Source organism: Actinorhabdospora filicis, assembly GCF_030269765.1.
Classification (GTDB): Bacteria; Actinomycetota; Actinomycetes; order Mycobacteriales; family Micromonosporaceae; genus Actinorhabdospora; species Actinorhabdospora filicis.
On the sequence record NZ_BSTX01000002.1, the window covers coordinates 952,786 to 971,615 of the forward strand.

Here is an 18,830-nt window from a genome sequence, read left to right on the forward strand (position 1 = left end):
GAGCGCCACCCGGCCTCCAACTTTGGTTGGAGGCCCGCTCCCATCGCGCTTGCGATGCCGCCCGGCCGGACGCGAACCAGGCTTGGCCGGGTGTTCATCGCCTGGAGAGAACTCGGCTACGCCAAAGGGCGCTTCGCGCTGCTCGGCGGCGTCATCGCCCTCATGACCCTCATGGTCGTCCTGCTCACCGGACTCACCGCCGGCCTCGGCGCCGCCAGCGTCTCGGCGGTCACCGCGCTGCCACCCGGAGACCTCGTCTTCCAGGAACCGGCCGCCGCGCAGAAGACCGACTTCGCCACCTCCGCGCTCCCGCCCGCCACCGTCACCGCCCTCGGCGGCGACCCCATCGGCGTCTCCACCACCCGCATGACCAGCGGCGACACCACCGACGCGGTCACCGTCCTGGGCGCCGACCCCGCCCTCTACCCCGCCACCGAGACCGGCACCGCCCCCGGCGCCGGACAGGCCGCCGTCACCGCCGGGCTGAACGCCTCCATCGGCGACTCCGTCACCTTGAGCGGGCACACCTACACCGTCACCGCCATCGTCGACGACGTCACCTTCAACCACCTGCCCGTCGTCTACGTGACCTTCACCGACTGGCAGGCCCTCGCCCGCACCGACACCGCCTCCGCCGTCCTCGTCGACGGCACCGCACCCCACGTCCCCGGCACCGTCGCCGCCGACCGCGACACCGCCTACGCCGCCGTCGGCGGCTACTCCTCCGAACAGGGCTCCCTCACCCTCATGCGCGTCCTCCTGCTCGGCGTGTCCGTCCTCATCGTCGGCGCCTTCTTCACCGTGTGGACCATGCAGCGCGCCGGCGACCTCGCCGTCGTCCGCGCCATCGGCGGCGGACGCGGCTACCTCCTGCGCGACGCCCTCGGCCAGGCCCTGGCCGTCCTGCTCGCCGGAGCCGCCATCGGCGGCGGCGCGGCCGCCGGGCTCGGCGCGCTCGCCTCGCAAGCCGTCCCCTTCGTCCTGGACGTCGCCACCGTCGCCGTCCCCGTCGCCGCGATGGTCGGCGTCGGCCTGCTCGGCGCGGCCGTGTGCGTGCGCCGCACCACCACCGTCGACCCACTCACCGCCCTGGGAGCCGCCCGATGAGCCTGATCATGAAGGACGTCCGCCTCACCTACCCCGACGGCGACCGCCGCCTCGTCGCCCTCGACGACGTGTCCCTCACCGTCGAGCCCGGCGAGATCGTGGCCGTCACCGGGCCCTCCGGCTCCGGCAAGTCCAGCCTCCTGGCCGTGGCCGGCGCCCTCGTCACCGCCGAGTCGGGCACCGTCGCCGTGGCCGGCACCGACGTCACCGGCCTGGGCCAGAAGGACCGCGACCGGCTGCGCCGCGACCGCGTCGGCTTCGTCTTCCAGCAGGCCAACCTCCTGGCCGCGCTCACCGCCCTCGACCAGCTCCTCCTCGTCGCCCACGTCACCGGCGCCCCCAAGGCCGCCGCCAGGACCCGCGCGATGGAGCTCCTCGACTACGTCGGCCTCGCCGCCAAGGCCCACCGCCGCCCCGGCAGGCTCTCCGGCGGCGAGCGCCAGCGCGTCGCCGTCGCCCGCGCCCTCATGGGCGAGCCCGCGCTGCTGCTGGTCGACGAGCCGACCTCGGCGCTGGACGCCGAACGCGGCCACGACGTCATCGCCCTCCTGCGCGACGCCACCCGCGAGCGCCGCACCGCCACCGTCGTCGTCACCCACGACCTGCGCCACCTCGATCTCCTCGACCGCGCCATGGAGATGCGCGACGGTACCTTGACCCCCTCTTAAACGCGCTCGGCGAGCGCCCCGGACGGCGGGTAACCTTCCCGCCGTCCACGAGGAGGGGAGACACGACGGTGGAGAACATCACCGAGCTGGCCGCCGACTACTACACCGCCTGGTGCGAGAACGAGCCGATCTACGCGTCCGTGCAGGGCACACCCGGATACGACGCCGAGGTCCCCGACCCGACCCGCGAGGGCTCGGCCGCCTGGGACGCCCGCCTCGCCGGGTTCGCCGCCCGCGTCGAGGCCATCGACCCCGAAACCCTCCACGGCGAGGACCGTGTCACCCGCGACATGCTCGCCCGCACCATCCGCGACGACCGCGAGGCCATCGCCGGGGGCCTGGGCGAGATCGCCGTCAGCGCCACCACCAGCGGCGTCCTCGCCGAGATGGTCGCGGTGGTCCCCATGACCAACGTCGGCGACCCCGCCCTCGCCGAGGCCTACCTGACCCGCCTCGGCAAGCTCGGCGGATACTTCGACGGCCTCACCGGCCGCTACCTCCAGGCCGTCGCCGAGGGACGCACCCCCACCGAGCGCGGCGTACGCCAGACCATCGCCCAGATCGACGGCTACCTCGCCAACCCCGTCGCCACCGACCCCATGCTGCGGCCCCGGCCCGAAGGCGTCGACACCGAGGCCTGGCGCGCACGCGGTGCCGACATCGTCGCGGGCTCCTTCCGGCCCGCCCTCGCCCGCTACCGCGCCGCCCTCGCCGAGAGGATCCTGCCCACCGCACGCGGCCAGGAACACGTCGGCGTCACCCACGTCCCCGGCGGCGCCGAGGCCTACCGCGACGCCGTCCGCCGCCACACCACCACCGAGATGACCCCCGAGGAACTCCACGAGACCGGCCTCGCCCTCGTCGCCGGACTGCGCGAGGAGTTCGCCGAACGCGGCGGCCGCGCCCTCGGCGCCACCGGCACCGCCCAGGTCCTCACCACCCTGCGCACCGACCCCGCCCTGCGCTACACCAGCGCCGAGGAGATCGTCGACACCGTCACCATCGCCCTCCGCCGCGCCGAGGAGGCCCTCCCCGACGCCTTCAAGTCCTACGACATCGCCCCCTGCGTCGTCCGCCCCATGGACGCCACCGAAGCCGCCGACTCCGTCCTCGGCTACTACCTCGCCCCCTCCGGCGACGGCTCCCGCCCCGGCGCCCACGTGGTCAACACCTACCGCCCCGACCTGCGCACCCGCTTCGAATACGAGTGCCTCGCCTTCCACGAGTCCGTCCCCGGCCACCACCTCCAGCTCGCCCTCGGCGTCGCCCTCACAGGCCTCCCCGATTTCCGCCGCTACGCCTACGTCACCGCCCATTCCGAGGGCTGGGGCCTCTACACCGAACGCCTCACCGACGAACTCGGCCTCTACACCGACGAGCTCGCCAAGCTCGGCATGGTCTCCTTCGACGCCTGGCGCGCCTGCCGCCTCGTGGTCGACACCGGCATGCACTACTACGGCTGGTCCCGGGAGAAGGCGATCCAGTACATGCTGGACAACACGGCGCTGTCCGAGGCCAACATCGTCAACGAGGTCGACCGCTACATCGCCTGGCCCGGCCAGGCCCTGGCGTACATGGTCGGCCGCCTGCGCATCCAGGCCGCCCGCGACCGCGCGAAGAAGACCATGGGCGACCGCTTCGACCTGAAGGGCTTCCACGACCAGGTCCTCGGGCACGGCTCGATCCCGCTGGACACGATGGACGGCGCGATCGACCGATGGGCTGCGGCGACGAGCTAGAAGGATGTCGACGGTCACCGGCACAGGTACGAAGACGGGCCGAAGATCGCCAGCGAGCCGCAAAACTGAGCCGCAACGAGACCGTCAGTAAGCCGCAGAACTGAGCCGCACCGAGACGGCCCGCAGCCCGCAGAACAGACGGCAACCCAAGACCAGCCCGCGCGAAAACAGCGACCCGGGATAGGAGAGGTGGATCCTCCGTCGGTCGGCCAGACGTGTTCTCAGGACGCAGGTTCTGGGGGTGTCAAGACACGCTCTTCCGTCTTGACACCCCCAGGTTCTGCGTTCAGCGTCGTTCCAGCCGGCCAGAGGAGGAGACGCCTCCCGAGAGAGGCCCAGGTCCAGGACAGCGTCCTGGTCGGGGACGAGGGCTGAAAGCCCAGGCCAGACGGCGACCCTCACTTAGCCGCAACGCCGTGGATACATCGAACACGGACGATCCGCGGGGCGATAGACAAGAAGCACGACGAGCCACAACAGGCGTCGGAAACAAGCCCCCCACCCCGGTCACACTTCCCCCACCGAACCGGTCATGTGTGCGACACCCCACAAAGGAGAGCACCATGACCACCACACCCACACCCCCCATCGCCCCCACCACCATCATGCTCGGCGTCGCCGACATCGCCCGCTCCCGCGACTTCTACGCCGCCCTCGGCGCCGAAGTCCGCAAAGACGCCGGCCACTTCGTCCTCCTGGGCTTCGGCAAGGGTTCCGGCGAGGGCTCCGGCGAGGGCTCCGGCGAGGGCTCCGGCGAAGGCTCCGCCAAGGCCTCCGACATCGCCCTCTACCCCCGCGAAGCCGCCGCCGCCGACGCCGGCGTCCCCGCCGAGGGCTCCGGCTTCGCCGGCGTCTCCTTCCACCGCACCCTCGCCACCCCCGCCGAGGTCGACGCACTGCTCGGCAAGGCCATCGAGGCCGGGGCCACCGTCGTGCGAGCCGTCGAAGAAGCCGCCTGGGGCGGCTACTTCGGTTACGTCACCGACCCCGACGGCTTCCTGTGGAAGTTCGTGGCCTACGCCCAGTGACGGACGAGCTCGGCGTAGGCGGGGCAGGTGCGCGCCAGCGAGTCGGGCGCGCCGTGTGACACGGCGTCGCCGTCGAGCAGCAGCACTTCCCGCGCCCGCCGGGCCGAGCTGATCCGGTGGGCGATGACGATGAGCGTGCCGGGACGCCGCGCGAAGGCGTTCTCGGCGCGCTCCTCGCCGGCCGGGTCGAGGTGGCAGGTCGCCTCGTCGAGGACGACCAGCCGCGCGGGTGAGGCGTGCACGCGGGCGAGGGCGACGAGCTGGCGTTCGCCCGAGGACAGGCCGCCGACCTCGTCGTCGAGGCCGAGGGTGAGCCCGACCGCGCGGGCCGAGGCCAGTAGCGCGGTGTCGGTGGCGTCCGGCGCGAGCCAGGCGAGGTTGTCGCGGAGGGTCCCGGTGTGCACGTAGGCCTCCTGAGGGATCAGCGCCACCGCCCGCCGCAGTCCCGGGATGGCGGGGAGCTCGCGTCCGCCGAGGCGGACCGTCCCGGCGTCGGGGGCGCGCAGCCCGCAGAGCAGGTCGGCGAGGGTGGACTTGCCGATCCCGGAGGCGCCGACGATCGCCAGGTGCCCGCCGTCGGCGACGGTCAGATCGAGGCCGTCGACGACCGGCGCGGCGTGCGGGCCGTAGGCGAAGCGCAGCCCGGAGACCGTCAGGTCGCCGGTGGCCACCGGTGCCGTCCCGGGCGGTTCGGGCGTCGCGGCGAAGGTCTCGCCGAGCCGGGTGAGGTTCACCCAGAGGTCCAGGCCCCAGCCGCCGAGCAGCGCGATGACGCTGCGCACCGCCGGTTCCAGGCCGACCGCCAGGTACGTCACCGCGCCCACGACCGCGCCGGGCGTGAGACGCCCGTCGCGCAGCAGCCACGGCGCGGCCACCAGCACCGCGGCCAGCGGCAGCTGCCCGCCGCAGAAGACCAGCAGGTGCCGGACGGCGAACACGCGCGCCAGCGACCGCGTCCGCCGCGCCTCGTCCTCGGCGACGGCGGCGATCTCGTCCCCGGCGCGGCCCACCGCGTCGCAGGCCAGCACGTCGCGGGTACCGGCGAAGACCGCGCCGCCGGTGGCGGCGACCCGCTCACCGGCGAGCAGCACCGCGCGGTGACGGCGGGCCAGGCCCGGCAGCAGCAGCGCGAAGACGGCGAGCGCGCCGGTCACCGCCACGGCGGCGATCGCGGCGATGAGCGGCGCCAGCAGCGCCAGCCCGATCAGCGCGGCCACGATCGTGAAGACGATCTGCCGCAAGGTCCGCAGCAGCGCGAACAGCAGGTTCCGCACCGACTGGACCTGCCCCGTCAGCCGCGCCACGGCCCCGGTGTCGCGCCCGGACCCGTCCACCGCCGCCGCGACCGCGCCGGTCACCGCCGCCTCCAGCAGCGCGTCGCGGACCGGCTCGACCACCGCCGTCAGGTACGGGAACAGCCGCCGTGTGGCCGCCACGCCCACCAGGGACGCCCCCAGCAGCGCCGCCAGCCACACCAGCCCGCCCCACAGGTCGCGGGCGAGGAAGCGGTCCGTCGCGCGCGCCAGGGCCAGGCCCGTGACGAACGTCGGCAGCGACTCCGCCGCCGACCACACCGCCAGCCGCGCCAGCGAGCCGCGGCCCTCGCGCAGGCGGTCGAGCAGGAGCCGCACACCCGGGTTCATCCGGTCCTCCCCAGCAGGTCCCGGTACCCGGGATGGTCACGCCACAGGTCCTCGTGCCGCCCGAGGGCGGCGATGCGGCCCTCGTCGAGCCAGGCCACCAGATCGGCGCGCGCGGCGGTGCCCGCCCGGTGCGCGATGACCAGGCGCGTGCGTCCGGCCAGCCCGTCCAGAGCGCTCGCGACGCGCGCCTCGGTGACGGTGTCCAGCCCCGACGTCGCGTCGTCGAGCACCAGGACGCGTCCCCCGTGCGCGATCGCGCGCGCCAGCCCCAGCCGTTGCAGCTCACCGCCCGACAGCGGCGCCTCGGCGAGGGGAGTGGCGTAGCCCTCCGGCAGGCGCCGGACGAACGCGTCGGCCTGCGCCGCCCGGGCCGCCTCGCCCACCTCGCCGTTGAGGTGCGGGCGGCCGTAGGCGATGGCGTCGGCGACGGTCTCGCCCAGCAGCACCGGCCGGTCGAAGGCGTAGGACACCTGCCCGCGCGCCACCGGCGCGCCGCCGACGAGCACCTCGCCCGCGTCGGGCTCCAGGAGCCCGCCCGCCAGCAGCGCCAGGGTGCTCTTGCCCGCGCCGGAGCGTCCCACCACGGCCACGCACGCACCGGCCGGGATCTCCAGGTCGAGGCCGTCCAGGACGCCCTCGACGCGCACCCCCCGCAGCGACAGCGTCGCCGGGCCGTCCCCTGCGGACGGCTCCCGCGCCGCCGGCGCCTCCTCGTCCAGCAGCTCGGATACGCGCCCGGCGTTGGCGCCCGCCTCGGCCAGGGTGACCAGGTTGTCCACCTGGTCCAGGAAACCCATCGCGATCCCCAGGTACAGCGCCGCCGCCACGAAACCACCTGGCGACAGCCAGCCCCGCCAGACGCCGAACCCGGCCGTGGTCAGCACCGCCAGCCGGAACACCGTGATCAGCAGGTCCACCCGCCAGGTGATCGCCCGCTGCGCCGCCCACGTGCTCGCCCCCGCCTCCCGCAGGCCCGGCAGCGGTTCCAGGATCCGGCCGATCTCATGCGCCGAGGTCCCGCTCGCCCGGACCGTGCGCGCCCCGCCGACGGTCTCGGCCAGCCGCCCGGCGATCGCGCCGAGCCGCTCCAGATAGCCCGCGTAGGAGGCGCCGATGTCACCGGTGAGCCGCCGCAGCAGCAGCACCGCCGGGACCGTCCCGGCCAGGAACACCGCCCCCAGCCGCCAGTCCAGCAGCCACAGCGCCACCGCGCCCGCCACCGTCGTCACCGCCGCCAGCAGCGTCGCCGCGACCGCCGGGACCGCCCGGCCCGCCGCCGTGGCGTTGCCCGCCAGCCGCGCCACCAGGTCGCCGGTGTCGTGCCGCCGCGAGCCGGGGACACCCAGGGCCAGCACGTGCCGCGCCAGCCGCCCCCGCAACCGCGCGGTCACCCGGCTGCTCGCGCCCGCCGAGGCCACCCCGGCGGCGGCGTCGGCGAGGGCCTGCCCCAGCAGCAGCCCCGCCAGCGCGGCGGGCCACAGCAGCCCCGGAGAGCCCGACAGCAGGCCGTCGACGACCACCGCCAGCACCGCCGGGACCGCGATCGCGGCGGCCTGCCCGGCCGCCTGGCACACCAGCGTCAGCGCCGAGGGCAGCGGCGCCAGCCCGGCCAGCCGCGCCAGCCGCCTCACCGGCCACCCTCCAGGCTCTGCCCGTTCAAGCCCTGCCCGCTCAGGAACGCCGCGACCTCACCGGTCAGCGCCTCCCCGCCCGGCTCGGTCAGCAGGTCGTGCCCACCGCCGGGCACCTCCCGGTAGCGGGCCCCCAGCAGCCCCGCCAGGGTCCGCGAGTGCGCCACCGGGATCACGTCGTCATCGGTGCCGTGCGCGATCAGGACCGGCGCGACCACCCGCGAGGCCAGCCGCACCAGGTCACGCGGGCCGAGCGCGTCCTCGACGTCCTCACGCCCGTCGAGCCGCTCGATCAGGCTCCGCACCGCCGGGCCGGCGTCGGCGTGCAGCCGCCGCGCCGACAGGAACGGCGCCACCGCCGCGCACCGCGACCACCGCTCCGGCTCGGCCGCCGCGGCCAGCAGCGCCAGGAACGCCCCGTAGCTCGTGCCGAACAGCGCCGGAGCCTGCGCGCGCGGCCGCACCGCCGCCAGCTGCGCCCCCAGCCACAGCACGTCGGCCAGGTCCGGGCCACCCCACGCGCCCCGGATCGCCCGCCGGTGCGCCGCCCCGTAACCGGTGCTGCCGCGCTGATTGGGCGCCACCACCGCCACCCCCGCCGCCGACAGCCGCGCGAACAGCGGATCCCAGCCCAGATCCCAGGCCGCCTCCGGGCCACCGTGCAGCGCCACCACCAGCCGCCGCGCCCGCAACCGGTCCCCGTACACCACCGCCTCGATCGGCCCCGCCGGACCGGCGAACACCTCCGTCCGCGCTCCCGGCGCGCCACGCGCGCGCATTCCCGCGTCCGGATCCACCGTGGACAGCCCCGGCGGCGTCACCGGATCGGTCCGGAACAGATGAAGTCCCCGCCGCCCCCAGCCCGCCGCGCGCACCACCCCCGCCGGCAGCGGCGGCTCGGTCACCTCCGCCGCGCCCGCCTCGGCGATCAGCAGCCGCGACCGCGTCCCCTCGTCCACCCGCAGCGCCACCCGCTTACCGGCCGGGTCCACCGCCAGCGCCCTCGGGATCCCCTGACACGACAAGGCCCGCAACCGCGACCCGTCCGCACCCAGCCACCCCGTCACCGTCCCCTGCGGCGGCCGCACCAGCAGCTCACCGCCCGCCGCCGCCAGCAGCGTCACCGGACCCGAGGTCGGCACCGTCCGCGTCGCGCCCGTCCGGACGTCCACGCGCACGATCCGCCGCGACCGGCCCGCGAAGACCTCCATCACCGCCATGTCACCGCACCACCACACCGCGCCCGCGACCCGGCCCTCCACCACCGCCACCGGCGCCACCGACAGGGTCCGCGCGTCCACCCGCGACAGCGCCGAACGCTCCCCGTCACCCGACACCAGCCACGCCAGCACCCGCCTGTCCCGGCTCGGCACCGCGCGTAACGCCGGAGCCCGCGACTCCCCGAGCCCCACTTGGCCCTCCACATCGTGCAGCGACAGCCGGTGCGCGCCATCGGCGCTGCTCACGCTCACCGCGCGCCCGTCCGGTGCCGGGACCACCTGGCAGCGCACGCTCACCGGCCCCGCCAGCACCCGCGCCACCGGGACCTTCCCGTCCAGCTCGGTCACCTCCACCGCCGCGCGGCCCACGCCGTCGACGAGGACGCACGCGGCGCGTTCGCCGTCGGCGGTGAACGCCGGGCTCAGCCGCCGTTCCACTGTGGACTCCATGGGCATGCGCGTTCTCCTTCGCGGGGGCGGCGTACGTTGGACGCGGTCCCGTTCCCGCGCCCTGATCGCGCGGGAACGGGACGTGGTCACTACGCGGGCTTGAACGTCATGGGCATGTGCAATTGCCCGCGCCCGCCCGCTTTCGACGTGGTGTCTACGCGGGCTTGAACGTGACGGAGCAGGTGTGCCCGCACGTGTAGCTGCACGGGTAGAGGCCGGTTTCGGTCTCCTCGTCGTCGAGGACCTCAAGGGCCTCGATCTCGGTCAGGTCGTATTCCATGATCACTCCTTGATCGGTGTGAACACGCAGGTCGGCCTGCATGTCCTGGTGTACGGGTAAAGCCCGGTGCCGGGCTCCTCCTCCTCACCGAAGGCCTCCGGTGGGCCGGGCGCGGTGACGTCCCCGGCCGCCGGTTCGCCTCCGGTCCCGTCCCCGCTCCCTGGTCGTGGGCGGGAACGGGGTGTCCGTTACGCCGGCTGGAACGTCACCCGGCAGGTGTAACCGCAGGTGTAGCTGCAGGGGTAGAGGGCGACCTCGGTCTCCTCGTCGTCGAGGATCTCCAGGGCCTCGATCTCGGTCAGCTCGAACTCCATCGTGTTCACCTCCTCTCCGTGCTGGTCGCGGGTGTGCGCTCACCGTCGCCGGTGAACGTCTCGGGCAGCCACGGACGGCGCCCGCCGTCGCGCAGCCGCGAGAGGAACGACAGGACGCCCGCCAGGCCGGTCCCGAAACCGGCGGAGAACGACGCCCCGGACTCCTCGGGGATCAGCCACCGCCCGCCGCGCCGGGCCGCGCGCACGGCCGTCGCGGTGGCCAGGTCGGTGGCCATGTCGCGGTACCGGTCCTCGCCGGTGGCCGCGGCCAGGTCGAGCAGGAAGTCGCCGTCGCCGGCGTTGCCGTGGCACTGGGACGTCCCGTTGCCCCACCGGGAGCGGTGCACCGCCACGGCGGCGGCGCGGGCCAGTTCCAGCGCGCGCGGCTCGCCGGTGGCGCGCCACAGCGCGGTGAGGAACGTGCCGACGCCGGAGGACCCCGAGCACCAGTGGGTGCGCGGTCGCCCGCCGGGCCGCTCGGGCCACACCGCGGCCTCGCCGTCGACGATGGCCGCGGCGGCCAGCGAGCGCCCGGCGGCCTCGGCGAGGCGCCCGGCCTCCACGTGCCCGGTGCGCAGGTGCGCGGTGAGCAGGAACGCGCCGATCCCGGCGGTGCCGTGGGCGAAGCCGAGGTGCGCGGTACCGGCGAAGACGGTGGGCGCGTCGCCGGGCACCGGCCACAGCAGCGAGTCCCCGTCGTGGACGGCGCGCCCGCAGAGCAGCTCGACGGCCTCGATCGCGGCCTCGGTGAAGGCGGCCTCGCCGGTGGCCTCGGCGAAGCGCAGCCGGGTCAGCCCGGCTCCGGCGACGCCGTGGCACACGTCGGGGTTGGCCGCCTCGACGGGGATGTCGCGCGCGACGGCCGCGGCGGCGTCCACGATGGACTCCTCCGACAGCGCCAGCCCGGCCTCCAGCAGCGCCCACGCCGTCCCCGAGCGCCCGAAGTGCAGGCCCGGCAGGGCCGGGAGGCGGCCGAGGCGCTCGATGATGTGCCCGGCGAGGCCGCGCAGGCTCCCGGCCGGGACGGCCTCGGGTGCGGCGAGGTGGCGGGCGGTGAGGACGCCGAGGATCCCGGCCGAGCCGTAGTGCAGGCTCAGGGGATCGGTGGTGGCGGCGAAGCCCTCGCGCGGCCACGGCTCGTCGGCGGTGAGGTCCATCGTGGACAGCAGATGCGCCGTCGCGTCCTCCACCAGCACGCCCGGATCCAGTGGCCGCGCGGCGACCGGCCGCGCCGGTCGGGTCAGGGCCTCGCTCACCTCGGCGGGGGAGGGGCGGCGGGCCGGGTCGTCGTCCATGAGCGCCGGGACCACCGCGGCGGCCAGCCGCGCGGCGGGCGTCCCGATCGCCGCCAGCCACGCCCCGGCGCGTTCGGCGGGGGAGCGGCCCGGCTCGTCGTCCTCGGCCAGCAGCGGGTCCACCCCGGTCGCCATGTGAAAGAGGGTCGCGCCGAGCCCGAAGAGGTCGGAGGACGTCTGCGGTGCCGGGCCGTGCCAGGGCGCGGCGGCCTGCTCTGGCGAGCCGTAGGAGAGCGTGTAGGCGCGCGTGACCGGCGCGCCGGGCTCGGCGAGCAGCTCCAGGTCGATGAGCCGGGCGCGCGTGTCGGCGTCGACCATCACGTTGCCCGGGGTCAGGTCGCGGACGACGAGTCCCTCCGCGTGCACCTCGGCCAGCAGCGCGCACACGTCGGAGGCCACGTGCGCCAGCAGCCCCGGCGAGGGCTCGCCGCCGTGCGCGGCGGCCCAGCGGCGCAGGTCGAGGCCGGTGATCTCCTCCTCGGCCAGGAACAGGTCGCCCTGCTGCTCGAAGAGCCCGAGCAGCGCCGGGACCCGCCCGAGCCCGGCCAGCCGGGTGAGCATGTCGGCCTCGTGGCGCAGCGCGTCGCGCGCGTCGCGTCCCGTCAGGTCGGCGGCGGTGTCGCGGCGGGCGCGCTTGACGACGACCGGCCGCCCGCTCTCCCGGTCCAGGGCACGGAAGACCCCGCCGGTGAAGGAGTGCCTGACGGCGCGCGTGACCCGGAAACGCCCGCCCAGCAGCACCGGCGCGGGCCGCCCCGGGCGTTTCGGCGCGGTGCCCATCGGGTCCGGCGGCGCCCACGGCGGCGTGACGAAGGAGGCGGCGCGCACGTCGAGGGCGAGCGAGCCGTCCGGCGCCCGCAGCATCGCCTCCATCGTGCCGTCGGCCGACAGCGCCGAGACCCCGGCGTAGACCCCGAAACGGTAGTGCACCAGGCTTCCCGGGCGCACCGGCCGGTCGGAGAGGACACCGGGACCGGGCAGCCCGGCGGTGACCGCGTCCAGCTCACCGGCCAGCTCGCGCCACTCCGCCTCGCCCGGGCCGGGATAGGCGGTGAGGAACTTCCCGCCCGAACCGCGCGCGCTCTGCCCCGAGCACAGCTCGCGGACCACGCTCAGGTCGGCGGCGAACTTGAACGGGCATCGCGCCCGCGCCAGGATCGGCGCCACCAGCCGCAGCACCACCGGCGCCGACAGCGGCGTGGCCGACACGTGCAGCTTCCAGCCCTGGACGCCCATGGGCTCATCGGCCGGACCCGCCGTGCACCACTGCCCACCGGCCCGCACCCGCCATCCGGGGAAGGCGGTTAACGCGTCGCGGGCCACGCCCGCCAGGAAGTCGTCCATCGCTCAGGCCGCGTGCAGCGGGTAGCCCGGGCGGTTGGCGATGCGCTCGCGCACCGCCGCCGAGCCGAAGCGCTCGTCGATGCGGCGGGTCGCCTCGGCCCACTGCGGCCAGGTCCGCGCCTCGCGCAGGGCCCCGGTGACGAACGGGTCGCTCCAGCGCGCCACCGACCGCCGCCACAGCTCCCCGGGATCCTCATGGAGGAGGTTCCCGACGGTGCCCTCGTAGATCGGCATCGCCCGCACCGCGCCGTCGGGCTCGACCTGCATCGCGGGGAACACCATGCCCTCGGCGATCAGGTCGGGATGCATCTGGAGCTCGCGGTTGGTGGTGACCTGCACGTTGACGCCGGGGACCAGCGCGCGCAGCTTCTCGGCCAGGCCCGGATCGCACAGCCGCGCCAGCTCCTCCTCGCCCAGCAGCTCCAGCCGCGCGAATCCCGCGCGGCTGGCCAGCCCCGAGGGGATCACCGCGCCGAACAGGACCTGCGCCAGGCGCGGATAGCGCGGCAGCACGTCCCGGCAGACCGCCTCCACCTCGTCGATGTTGGAGCACACCACCACCGAGTCGACGCCGAAGACGAAGTCCGGGCGGCGCGCGGCGGCCTCGTCCAGCATGGACAGGGCTCCCAGGGCCCGCGCGAACGACCCTCGGCGGCCCCGGATCCGGTCGTGCGTGGCGGCGGTGGCCCCGTCGACGCTCACGTGGACCTCGGTGAACTCCTCCACCAGCCGCGCCGCCAGCTCCGGCGTCAGCGTCCAGCCGCTGGTGTACAGCGACACCCGCACGCCCGCCTCGCGGATGCGCCGGGCCAGGCCCAGCACACCCCGCACGATCAGCGGCTCCCCACCGGAGAAGGCGATCTCATCGGGACCCAGCGACACGATCGCGTCGGCGATGCGCTCCATGTCGGCCGGCGAGGGCTGGAGCGAGGGCCGCCGGCCCGACTCCGAATAGCAGTGCACGCACCGTAACGGACACGCGTAGGTCATGTCCCAGATGACGTACGACGGACGGTCCATGGCGGCCTCCCGGAAGCTCGGTCCCACCATCAGGTTGGCCGTCCCGTAACCGTCCTGTCATCGTCCTGACGCGCCGCCCGCCCCGCCGTACGGGGACGCCGCGCGGCGACCGGAGCGCCCGGTACGGCCGAGTGGACGTCGTCCCGACGGGTGAGGACGAAAGACCCGCCCCGGCCCGCCTCCCCGCCCTGACCAGCGCCCCCGGAGATCGTTTCGCGCACCCCGGCGACACGCCGTAATGGGCACCGTCCCTACGGGCGTCCGCGGGGGCAGCCCCGCCTGCCCGTGCGTCCGCCCAGGGACACAGAGTCATAACAGTCAATCTCTGAAACTCCCCGAGTGTGGCCCACGCCTCTACACTGCTCGGAATCAGATCCAGGGCCCTGAGGGAGGAAACCCGTGATCACAGGACGCCGCCGCCGTTTGGCGGCCATCGGCGGGCTCGTGCTCGCCGCCACGATCGCCATGGCCGGCTGCGCTAAGGAGAAGCCGACGACCGAGACGCCCTCCGGCGCGCAGGTCAGCCTCGTCAAGGCGGGCGCTCTCACGGTCTGCACCAGCCTGCCCTACCCGCCCTTCCAGGAGAAGCAGGGCGACAAGGTCGTCGGCTTCGACGTCGACATCGTCGACCTCGTCGCCGCCAAGCTCAGCGTGAAGCAGGACATCGTCGACATCGACTTCAACCAGATCAAGGGCGGCGCGGCTCTCGAAGCCGGCACCTGCGACCTGGCCGCCGCCGGTATGACGATCACCGACGAGCGCAAGCAGAACCTGACCTTCTCCGACCCCTACTTCGACGAGATCATCGCCTTCATGACCCCCAAGGGCAAGAAGGTCATGACCATCGAGGAGGTCAAGTCCAAGGGCCTCAAGCTCGGCGTCCAGGCCGCCACCACCAGCCTCGACTACGCCACGAAGGCCGGGCTCGACCCCGTCCAGTTCAACGACGCGGGCAAGCAGCTCCAGGCCCTGCAGTCCGGGACCGTCGACGTGATCCTCCAGGACCACCCGGTGATCTACGACTGGCTCACCAAGCCCGAGATCGAGAAGGACTTCGAGCTCGGCGGCATGATCAAGACCGGCGCCCAGTACGGGTTCGGCCTCAAGAAGAACGCCGACCCGAACCTCGTCAAGATCATCAACGAGACCCTCGCCGAGGCCAAGAAGAACGGCAAGTACGACGAGCTCTACCAGAAGTGGATCGGCGAGAAGCCGGCCACCTCATGAGCGATTCCGCAACCGAGGCCGGTTCGCTCCCGCGGACCGGCCTCACCCCTCGGCAGCGCCGCAACTTCGGCGTCGGCGTCCAGTACGCGATTCTCGTCCTGATCGTTGTCGTGGCCGCCGTCGCCCTCGACTGGCAGCGCTTCCAAGAGGTCTTCTTCAACCCCTCGACGTTCAAGTTCCTGTTCCCGGACCTGATCACCATCGGTCTGGTCAACACGATGATCTACACCTGCTCCGGGTACGTCATCGGCTTCTTCCTCGGACTGCTCATCGCCGTCATGCGGCTGTCGGCGGTCCGGCTCAACCGCTGGTTCGCCCACGGCTACATCGAGCTCTTCCGCGGCCTGCCCGCGCTGCTGGTGTTCATGCTCCTGGGCTACGGGCTCCCCGTCGTCCTGGGACCCGACCGCCAGCTGCCGTTCCCGCCCTACGGCACGGTGGCGATCGCCCTCGGCCTGGTCTCGGCCGCCTACATGGCCGAGACGTTCCGGGCCGGCATCCAGGCCGTCCCCAAGGGACAGGTGGAGGCCGCGCGCTCGCTGGGCATGAGCGCCACCCGCGCCATGGTCACCGTCGTGCTGCCCCAGGCGATCCGGATCGTCATCCCGCCGCTGACCAACGAGCTGATCATGCTGTTCAAGGACTCCTCGCTGGTCTTCGCCGTCGGCCTGACGGCGGGCACCGCCGAGCTCGCCAAGATCGGCAACGACCTGGCCACCGAGCACGCCAACTCGACGCCGATCGTGCTGGCGGGCCTGAGCTACCTGGTGATCACGCTGCCCCTGGGCTTCCTGGTGCGGCGGCTCGAAGCGCGACAGGCGAAGGCGAGGTGAGCGACGTGACCGAACCGGTCGAGGAGGCCGAGGCCGCCGTGCTGCTGGACCGGCCGATGGTGTCGATCAAGGGCCTGCACAAGTCCTTCGGGGACCTGGAGGTCCTGCGCGGCATCGACGTCGACGTCCGGCCCGGCGAGGTGGTGTGCGTCATCGGGCCCTCCGGTTCGGGCAAGTCCACGCTGCTGCGCTGCGTGAACCTCCTGGAGCAGCCCACCGCGGGCGAGATCCGGGTGGCCGGCGACCTGCTGACCCACCGCGACGCCGACCTGGACCGCGCCCGCCGCCACATCGGCATGGTCTTCCAGCAGTTCAACCTGTTCCCGCACCTGAGCGTGCTGGACAACGTGACGATCGCGCAGCGCCGGGTCCTCAAGCTCGGCCGCGCCGAGGCCGAGGAGACCGCGCGCGGGCTGCTCGCCTCCGTCGGCGTCGGCGACAAGGCCGGGGAGTACCCGGCGCGCCTGTCCGGCGGGCAGCAGCAGCGGGTGGCGATCGCCCGGGCCCTGGCCATGAAGCCGAAGCTGATGCTCTTCGACGAGCCCACCTCGGCGCTGGACCCCGAGCTGGTCGGCGACGTCCTGAACGTGATGCGCGACCTGGCCCGCACGGGCATGACGATGATGGTCGTGACCCACGAGATGGCCTTCGCCCGCGAGGTCGCCGACCGGGTGATCTTCATGGACGGCGGCGTCATCGTCGAGGAGGGCACGCCCGGCCAGGTGATCGGCGATCCCCGGCACGAGCGGACCCGGGCGTTCCTGCGCCGGGTCCTGCACCCGATCGAGGACTGACGCACACACGAAACGGCCCGGTCCCCCCGCGGTGGACCGGGCCGTTTCGGCGTACTAGGGACGCAGCCGCCGCACGGCCGGAGCCCCGGCGTAGGCGGCGAGAAGGGCGACCGCCGCGATGATCGCCGACTCGGTGAGCTGGAAGCGCCAGAACCGGCTCGCGGGCTGGTAGTCGAGGTAGACCCAGGCGACGCGGTTGGCGCGGACGCACTCGGGCAGGCACGGCTCGCCCACCTCGGCCTCGCTCCCGTCGGCCTTGAGGTAGCCGCCGTCCATCAGCCAGGAGTTTCCGGCCACCTCGAACTCGTCGTAGTGCTCCTCGGCCGTGGAGTGCTGCTCCCGCAGCGGTTCGGCGTACTGCGGGCGCAGGACGTTGCCGGTGACGAGCAGCAGGACCACGTACAGCCCCAGCGCCAGGGCGAACGCCCCGAGCGTGTTGCGCAGGATCAGCCCGATGGTGGCCGACAGCGCGAAGGCGAGCAGGGCGTAGGCGGCGACCACGAGTCCCCGGGTCTCGAACATCGGCGTCCGGATGGGACTGGCCATCACCAGGTTCAGCGGCCTGGCCGCCCATTCCGAGGCCAGGCCCAGCGCGAGCGCGGTCACCAGCAGCGGCACGGCGGCCACCAGGACCTTTGTCGCCCACCAGCGCAGGCGCCCGACGGACTGGGTGAGGGCCAGGACGTGGGTGCCCTGCTCGGCCTCGCGGGCGAACAGCGGAGCCCCCGCGAACAGGCCCAGCAGCGCCGGGACGGCGAACAGGACCATGACCATCGGGAAGTACAGGTCCTGGAAGTCGTTCTGGAAGGCGGTGACGAGGTCGCCCGAACACGGATTGACGTCGCAGCCGTCCCGCTCCAGCCGCGCCGCCGAGACGAAGTGGACGACGGCCAGCAGCGCGATGACGACGCCGGTGACGGCGGCCGAGACGAGGGCGACGGCGCGCTGGCGGCGCCAGGCGAGCCAGATCACGCCGCGCTCCGCTGCGCGGCCTGGACGCGGAGATGGGACAGCACGAGTTCCTCCAGGGTGGGTGTCTCACGCCGCCACCCGGGCGGCGCGACCGCGCCGGGGGCGCGGACGAGGACGGTCGACTGCCGTCCGGTGGTGCGCGATTCGACGACGCCCTCCAGCGGCGGGTCCCCGGCGCCGATGAGGACGTGGTGCGCGGCGAGCAGGTCCTCCACGTCGCCCGACAGGGCCACGCGCCCGCCGGCGACCAGGACCAGGTGGTCGCAGGTGTCCTCCAGGTCGGCCAGGATGTGCGAGGACAGCAGGACCGTCGTGCCGGTGTCGGCCACGCTGGCCATGAGCGTCTTCATCACCTCGTCGCGGGCGAGCGGGTCGAGATCGGCCAGCGGCTCGTCCAGCAGCAGCAACCGGGGCCGCCGCCCGAGGGCCAGGGCGATGGCGACGCGCGTGCGCTGCCCGCCGGAGAGCGTCCCGACCTTCGCGGTGAGGGGGATCGCGCCCTCCTCGATGAGCCGTGTGGCGTACTCGCCGTCCCAGTCGGGGTTGAGTCCACGGCCCATCCGCAGCGTCTCGGCGACGGTGAAGCCCTTGTAGAGCGGCTTGTCCTGGCCCAGGAACGACACGCCCCGGGGGCAGCCCGTGCCGTCGGGGACGCGGCCCAGGACCTCGATGCGGCCCTCGGTGGCCGGGATCAGGCCCGCCGCGAGGGCCATGAGCGTGCTCTTCCCGGCCCCGTTCGGCCCGACCAGCGCCGCCACCCGCCCGGCCGGGAGCCGCAGGTCGCAGCCGCGCAGTCCCCAGGTGCGGCGGTAGCGCTTGCCGAGATCGCGCGTCTCCAGCGCGAGTTCGTCCACGTGCTTCTCGCTTTCCTCAGTAGGTGTCATCGGTGACCGCCTTGAACAGGGCCGCGACGTCTTCGCGCTCCAGCCCGGCGGCCTTGGCGCGCGCCATCCACGCGCCCAGTTCCGCGCGCAGCGGCCCCTCGGCCGTGGCGTCGTGGACCAGCGACTTGCGCACGAACGTCCCCAGCCCCGGCCGCGGCTCGACCAGGCCCTCGCGTTCGAGCTCCCGGTAGGCCTTCAGGACCGTGTTCGGGTTGATCGCGGTGGCCTCCACGACCTCCCGCGCGGTGGGCAGCCGGTCGCCGGGCATGAGCAGCCCTAGCCGGAGCGCGTCCTTGACCTGGTGGACGAGTTGCATGTACGTGCTGACGCCGGAGCGCCGGTCGACGCGGAACTCGATCACTCCACCACCCTTTCACTAAT

Annotated in this window: 17 protein-coding genes; 7 read left to right on the forward strand and 10 right to left on the reverse strand. The window is 74.0% G+C overall.

What is annotated here, in order from left to right; genetic code table 11:
* Nucleotides 1-90: 90 nt before the first annotated feature.
* From QSK10_RS17235 to QSK10_RS17250, 4 genes are all read left to right on the forward strand, one after another.
* Nucleotides 91-1,107: an FtsX-like permease family protein gene (locus QSK10_RS17235; protein ID WP_285663852.1), complete on the forward strand. Its 1,017-nt coding sequence runs from the start codon at nucleotides 91-93 to the stop codon at nucleotides 1,105-1,107.
* Nucleotides 1,104-1,775 (forward strand): ABC transporter ATP-binding protein, encoded by a 672-nt coding sequence (locus tag QSK10_RS17240; protein WP_285663853.1) that lies wholly within the window; start codon nucleotides 1,104-1,106, stop codon nucleotides 1,773-1,775. Before QSK10_RS17235 ends, QSK10_RS17240 begins: the two co-directional genes overlap by 4 nt.
* A gap of 68 nt (nucleotides 1,776-1,843) precedes the next feature.
* A complete protein-coding gene (locus QSK10_RS17245; RefSeq protein ID WP_285663854.1) occupies nucleotides 1,844-3,514 on the forward strand; it encodes a DUF885 domain-containing protein in 1,671 nt (556 codons plus the stop codon).
* Nucleotides 3,515-4,077: 563 nt separating this feature from the next.
* Entirely contained in the window at nucleotides 4,078-4,542 is a 465-nt protein-coding gene (locus QSK10_RS17250) for a VOC family protein (protein WP_285663855.1), read from the forward strand.
* On the opposite strand, the gene QSK10_RS17255 is transcribed toward QSK10_RS17250, so the two are convergent.
* The 7 genes from QSK10_RS17255 to QSK10_RS17285 form a co-directional block, all read right to left on the reverse strand.
* A complete protein-coding gene (locus QSK10_RS17255) occupies nucleotides 4,530-6,185 on the reverse strand; it encodes an ATP-binding cassette domain-containing protein (protein ID WP_285663856.1) in 1,656 nt (551 codons plus the stop codon). The two genes, QSK10_RS17250 and QSK10_RS17255, sit on opposite strands and share 13 nt — an antisense overlap.
* Nucleotides 6,182-7,816: an ABC transporter ATP-binding protein gene (locus tag QSK10_RS17260; protein WP_285663857.1), complete on the reverse strand. Its 1,635-nt coding sequence runs from the start codon at nucleotides 7,814-7,816 to the stop codon at nucleotides 6,182-6,184. The genes QSK10_RS17255 and QSK10_RS17260 overlap by 4 nt, the downstream gene beginning before the upstream one ends.
* Entirely contained in the window at nucleotides 7,813-9,492 is a 1,680-nt protein-coding gene (locus QSK10_RS17265; RefSeq protein ID WP_285663858.1) for an alpha/beta hydrolase family protein, read from the reverse strand. The genes QSK10_RS17260 and QSK10_RS17265 overlap by 4 nt, the downstream gene beginning before the upstream one ends.
* A 148-nt stretch (nucleotides 9,493-9,640) precedes the next feature.
* A complete protein-coding gene (locus QSK10_RS17270) occupies nucleotides 9,641-9,766 on the reverse strand; it encodes a hypothetical protein (RefSeq protein WP_285663859.1) in 126 nt (41 codons plus the stop codon).
* A gap of 188 nt (nucleotides 9,767-9,954) precedes the next feature.
* Nucleotides 9,955-10,080, reverse strand: a complete 126-nt coding sequence (locus QSK10_RS17275) for a hypothetical protein (protein WP_285663860.1) — start codon at nucleotides 10,078-10,080, stop codon at nucleotides 9,955-9,957.
* A 5-nt stretch (nucleotides 10,081-10,085) separates the two neighbouring features.
* Nucleotides 10,086-12,719, reverse strand: a complete 2,634-nt coding sequence (lanL, locus tag QSK10_RS17280; protein ID WP_285663861.1) for a class IV lanthionine synthetase LanL — start codon at nucleotides 12,717-12,719, stop codon at nucleotides 10,086-10,088.
* Nucleotides 12,720-12,722: 3 nt separating this feature from the next.
* A complete protein-coding gene (locus tag QSK10_RS17285; protein WP_285663862.1) occupies nucleotides 12,723-13,739 on the reverse strand; it encodes a radical SAM protein in 1,017 nt (338 codons plus the stop codon).
* 399 nt (nucleotides 13,740-14,138) lie between these two features.
* Between QSK10_RS17285 and QSK10_RS17290 the strand changes: the two genes are divergently transcribed.
* From QSK10_RS17290 to QSK10_RS17300, 3 genes are read left to right on the forward strand one after another with little or no spacing between them, the layout of a single operon-like run.
* Entirely contained in the window at nucleotides 14,139-14,966 is an 828-nt protein-coding gene (locus QSK10_RS17290) for an ABC transporter substrate-binding protein (protein WP_285663863.1), read from the forward strand.
* Nucleotides 14,963-15,799 carry an amino acid ABC transporter permease gene (locus QSK10_RS17295; RefSeq protein WP_285663864.1) on the forward strand — a complete coding sequence of 279 codons (837 nt, stop codon included), beginning with the start codon at nucleotides 14,963-14,965 and terminating at the stop codon, nucleotides 15,797-15,799. Before QSK10_RS17290 ends, QSK10_RS17295 begins: the two co-directional genes overlap by 4 nt.
* A 56-nt stretch (nucleotides 15,800-15,855) precedes the next feature.
* The gene (locus QSK10_RS17300; RefSeq protein WP_285664465.1) at nucleotides 15,856-16,593 is read left to right on the forward strand and encodes an amino acid ABC transporter ATP-binding protein; all 738 of its coding nucleotides are present in this window, start codon (nucleotides 15,856-15,858) and stop codon (nucleotides 16,591-16,593) included.
* 54 nt (nucleotides 16,594-16,647) lie between these two features.
* On the opposite strand, the gene QSK10_RS17305 is transcribed toward QSK10_RS17300, so the two are convergent.
* From QSK10_RS17305 to QSK10_RS17315, 3 genes are read right to left on the reverse strand one after another with little or no spacing between them, the layout of a single operon-like run.
* Nucleotides 16,648-17,565, reverse strand: a complete 918-nt coding sequence (locus QSK10_RS17305; protein WP_285663865.1) for an ABC-2 membrane transporter-related protein — start codon at nucleotides 17,563-17,565, stop codon at nucleotides 16,648-16,650.
* On the reverse strand, nucleotides 17,562-18,449 hold the full coding sequence (locus QSK10_RS17310; RefSeq protein ID WP_285663866.1) for an ATP-binding cassette domain-containing protein: 888 nt from the start codon (nucleotides 18,447-18,449) through the stop codon (nucleotides 17,562-17,564). Before QSK10_RS17310 ends, QSK10_RS17305 begins: the two co-directional genes overlap by 4 nt.
* Nucleotides 18,436-18,810, reverse strand: coding sequence for a GntR family transcriptional regulator (locus QSK10_RS17315; protein WP_285663867.1), 375 nt, complete (start codon nucleotides 18,808-18,810; stop codon nucleotides 18,436-18,438). Before QSK10_RS17315 ends, QSK10_RS17310 begins: the two co-directional genes overlap by 14 nt.
* Between the last annotated feature and the right edge of the window lie 20 nt (nucleotides 18,811-18,830).

Bases quoted from the DNA above. Each gene is read 5' to 3' on its own strand.
- QSK10_RS17240 (WP_285663853.1), top strand. From the start codon at position 1,104: ATGAGCCTGATCATGAAGGACGTCCGCCTCACCTACCCCGACGGCGAC.
- QSK10_RS17250 (WP_285663855.1), top strand. From the start codon at position 4,078: ATGACCACCACACCCACACCCCCCATCGCCCCCACCACCATCATGCTC.
- QSK10_RS17255 (WP_285663856.1), bottom strand. From the start codon at position 6,185: ATGAACCCGGGTGTGCGGCTCCTGCTCGACCGCCTGCGCGAGGGCCGC.
- QSK10_RS17265 (WP_285663858.1), bottom strand. From the start codon at position 9,492: ATGCCCATGGAGTCCACAGTGGAACGGCGGCTGAGCCCGGCGTTCACC.
- QSK10_RS17270 (WP_285663859.1), bottom strand. From the start codon at position 9,766: ATGGAATACGACCTGACCGAGATCGAGGCCCTTGAGGTCCTCGACGAC.
- QSK10_RS17275 (WP_285663860.1), bottom strand. From the start codon at position 10,080: ATGGAGTTCGAGCTGACCGAGATCGAGGCCCTGGAGATCCTCGACGAC.
- lanL (WP_285663861.1), bottom strand. From the start codon at position 12,719: ATGGACGACTTCCTGGCGGGCGTGGCCCGCGACGCGTTAACCGCCTTC.
- QSK10_RS17285 (WP_285663862.1), bottom strand. From the start codon at position 13,739: ATGGACCGTCCGTCGTACGTCATCTGGGACATGACCTACGCGTGTCCG.
- QSK10_RS17295 (WP_285663864.1), top strand. From the start codon at position 14,963: ATGAGCGATTCCGCAACCGAGGCCGGTTCGCTCCCGCGGACCGGCCTC.
- QSK10_RS17300 (WP_285664465.1), top strand. From the start codon at position 15,856: ATGGTGTCGATCAAGGGCCTGCACAAGTCCTTCGGGGACCTGGAGGTC.
- QSK10_RS17310 (WP_285663866.1), bottom strand. From the start codon at position 18,449: ATGACACCTACTGAGGAAAGCGAGAAGCACGTGGACGAACTCGCGCTG.